Genomic DNA, 2,448 nt, shown 5'->3' with positions numbered 1-2,448 from the left:
GGACCAGAGCGCGGCTCAGCGCCGACATGTCGAGCGCTTCATTGAACTCGGGCAGTTTTTCCAGCCCAAGCTTTTGCGAGACCTGCTTGAGGATTTCGTTGGAGGAAATGATCTGGACCTGGGTGGCGACGCCCTGCTCGTCGAGAATAGGCTTGTCGGTGTCGTTGTTGTTGCTGGCCGGCCGCGTGTAGATGGATTCGCGCGGCGCGATCTCCACCTGCGTCTCGGCCTTGTAGTGCCGGGTTGCCAGCGAGGCGAAAGCAAAGGCCAGCCCGGTCGCCAACAGGACGACGAGGCCTATACGCAGCCAATTCCTCGCCAGGCTGGCGAAGAGCTGCCTGAGATCGACATCGACATCTGCGGCCGCGGACTGAACGGACATGCATCCCTACTCCGATACTGGGTCAGCACGCACCGTAAACAACTATGGTAACTCAGCCGTTAAGATCGCGGTAAGTTTCCGTTAGGGTTTACTGGCGGGCGACAAACAAAACCGCCAGAAATCGCAAAAACTCTTGCCGATGCGCCACGTGTCGGCCGCTCCCTTTACCGGCCATTAACCCTAACAGGATGATAACGGGCCTCGATCCCTGATGTTTGCTGCGACGCCGCAGCGGCCCAGTCGAAGGTACTTGTCCGGTCATGAAAAGCACTGCTTCCCTGTTTCGCGCGCTGCTTGCCGTATCGATGCTGGCTGGCTGTTCCAGCTACCGGCCGACGCCGGCCGCCTTCCATGAGGTGCTCGATCAGCCCTATCGTCTTGGCGCCGGCGATCGCGTCCGCGTCACCGTGTTCGAGCAGGACGGGCTGACCAACACCTACAGCGTCGATCAATCCGGCTATCTCTCCTTCCCGCTTGTCGGCGCCATACCGGCGCGCGGCCACACCGCGCAGCAGATGGAAAAGGAGATCGCCGACAAATTGCGGCAAGGCTATCTGCGCGATCCCGACGTTTCGGTCGAGATCGACCGCTACCGGCCGATCTTCGTCATGGGCGAAGTGGGTGCCGCCGGCCAATACTCTTACGTCCCCGGCCTGACGGTGCAGAAGGCAATCGCCATTGCCGGCGGCTTCACGCCGCGCGCCAACCAGGAAAGCGTCGACATCACCCGCGACATCAACGGCAAGGTGATGACCGGCCGCGTGGTCACCTCCGACCCGCTGCTGCCGGGCGATACGGTCTACGTCCGCGAACGCCTGTTCTGACAGATACCAAGTGGCGGACAGGCTCAGGATCGTCCATTGCTTTCGCTCACCCGTCGGAGGAATTTTCCGGCATGTGCGCGACCTGACCGAGGCGCAGGTCGCCGCCGGGCATTCCGTCGGCATCGTCTGCGATTCGACGACGGGCGGCGCGTTCGAGGAACATCTGTTCGAGCAGATGAAGAACATGCTGGCGCTCGGCATTCATCGCACGCCGATGCAGCGCCACGTCGGTCCCGGCGACCTTGCCTCGGCTTGGCGCACGTACAGGATCATCAAGGAATTGCGGCCGGACGTACTGCACGGGCACGGCGCCAAGGGTGGCGCCTATGCCCGTCTGTTCGGCTCGTTGTTGCGGGTATCAAGGTCTCGCGTAGCCCGCCTTTATTCGCCGCATGGCGGCTCCCTCCACTATGACGAGAACACGACCACCGGAAAGCTGTTCTTCGCGCTCGAGCGCTTCATGGCTCGCTTCACCGACTATCTGCTGTTTGTCTCGGACTATGAGCGGCGGACCTATCGCCACAAGGTCGGCGAGCCGCCCATTCCCAACACCCTCGTCTATAACGGCCTGCGCGCCACTGAATTCGAGCCGGTGATCACCGCGCCGGACGCAGCCGACCTGCTTTATATCGGCATGATGCGCGACCTGAAGGGGCCGGACATCTTCATCGACGCATTGGCGCTCGCCGGCCCACGGTTCGGCCGCGCGCTGACCGCGGTGATGGTCGGCGACGGCGACGACCTACCGCGTTACCACGGGCAAGTGAAACGCCTCGGGCTCGAGCGCCATGTCCGCTTCCTACCGCCGATGCCGGCCAGGGAGGCCTTTGCCCTTGCCGCGCTTATCATCGTTCCTTCGCGCGCCGAAGCCATGCCCTATATCGTCCTGGAAACGCTTGCCGCGGGAAAGCCGATGATCGCAACAGCGGTCGGCGGCATTCCGGAGATATTCGACACCGGTTCCCCTGCCCTGATCCGACCTGACCCGATCGAGCTCGCCGAAAGGATGAGCCAAGCGCTGGCCGACCCGGCCGCCTATCGCGACCTGATGCCGGATGGGGCCGACCTCAAGGCACGCTTCGGCGCCGATGTGATGGCCGCCGACATCGAGAACGCCTATTTCGCCGCGCTCGACAAGTAGGCGCAGGACCAAGCCGTTCCAAAGCCGTATGTTGTTTCAAGGGCTTCTTAGCTCTCTTTTGCTATGACCGAGGGGAAGCTTGCGGAAAGCCCTCATGAACG

General features: G+C 62.5%; 3 protein-coding genes. 2 read left to right on the top strand and 1 reads right to left on the bottom strand.

Annotated elements, in window-relative coordinates; all coding sequences use genetic code 11:
- The coding region (locus EN879_RS32080) for a Wzz/FepE/Etk N-terminal domain-containing protein (protein ID WP_245493903.1) at positions 1–382 on the bottom strand (382 nt) is incomplete at its 3' end.
- Between the two features lie 260 nt (positions 383–642).
- Here EN879_RS32080 and EN879_RS32075 point away from each other — a divergent pair.
- Together EN879_RS32075 and EN879_RS32070 are read left to right on the top strand one after the other, a co-directional pair.
- The gene (locus EN879_RS32075; RefSeq protein WP_013532220.1) at positions 643–1,206 is read left to right on the top strand and encodes a polysaccharide biosynthesis/export family protein; all 564 of its coding nucleotides are present in this window, start codon (positions 643–645) and stop codon (positions 1,204–1,206) included.
- A 10-nt stretch (positions 1,207–1,216) separates the two neighbouring features.
- A complete protein-coding gene (locus tag EN879_RS32070) occupies positions 1,217–2,347 on the top strand; it encodes a glycosyltransferase family 4 protein (RefSeq protein ID WP_063167774.1) in 1,131 nt (376 codons plus the stop codon).
- Positions 2,348–2,448 lie beyond the last annotated feature (101 nt).

The organism is Mesorhizobium sp. M7A.F.Ca.AU.002.02.1.1 (genome assembly GCF_003998535.1).
In the GTDB taxonomy this organism is placed as follows: domain Bacteria; phylum Pseudomonadota; class Alphaproteobacteria; order Rhizobiales; family Rhizobiaceae; genus Mesorhizobium; species Mesorhizobium ciceri.
This window is presented reverse-complemented; position numbering and strand designations above follow the sequence as displayed.

Coding starts and splice junctions, on each gene's coding strand:
- EN879_RS32075 (WP_013532220.1), top strand. CDS start 643: ATGAAAAGCACTGCTTCCCTGTTTCGCGCGCTGCTTGCCGTATCGATG.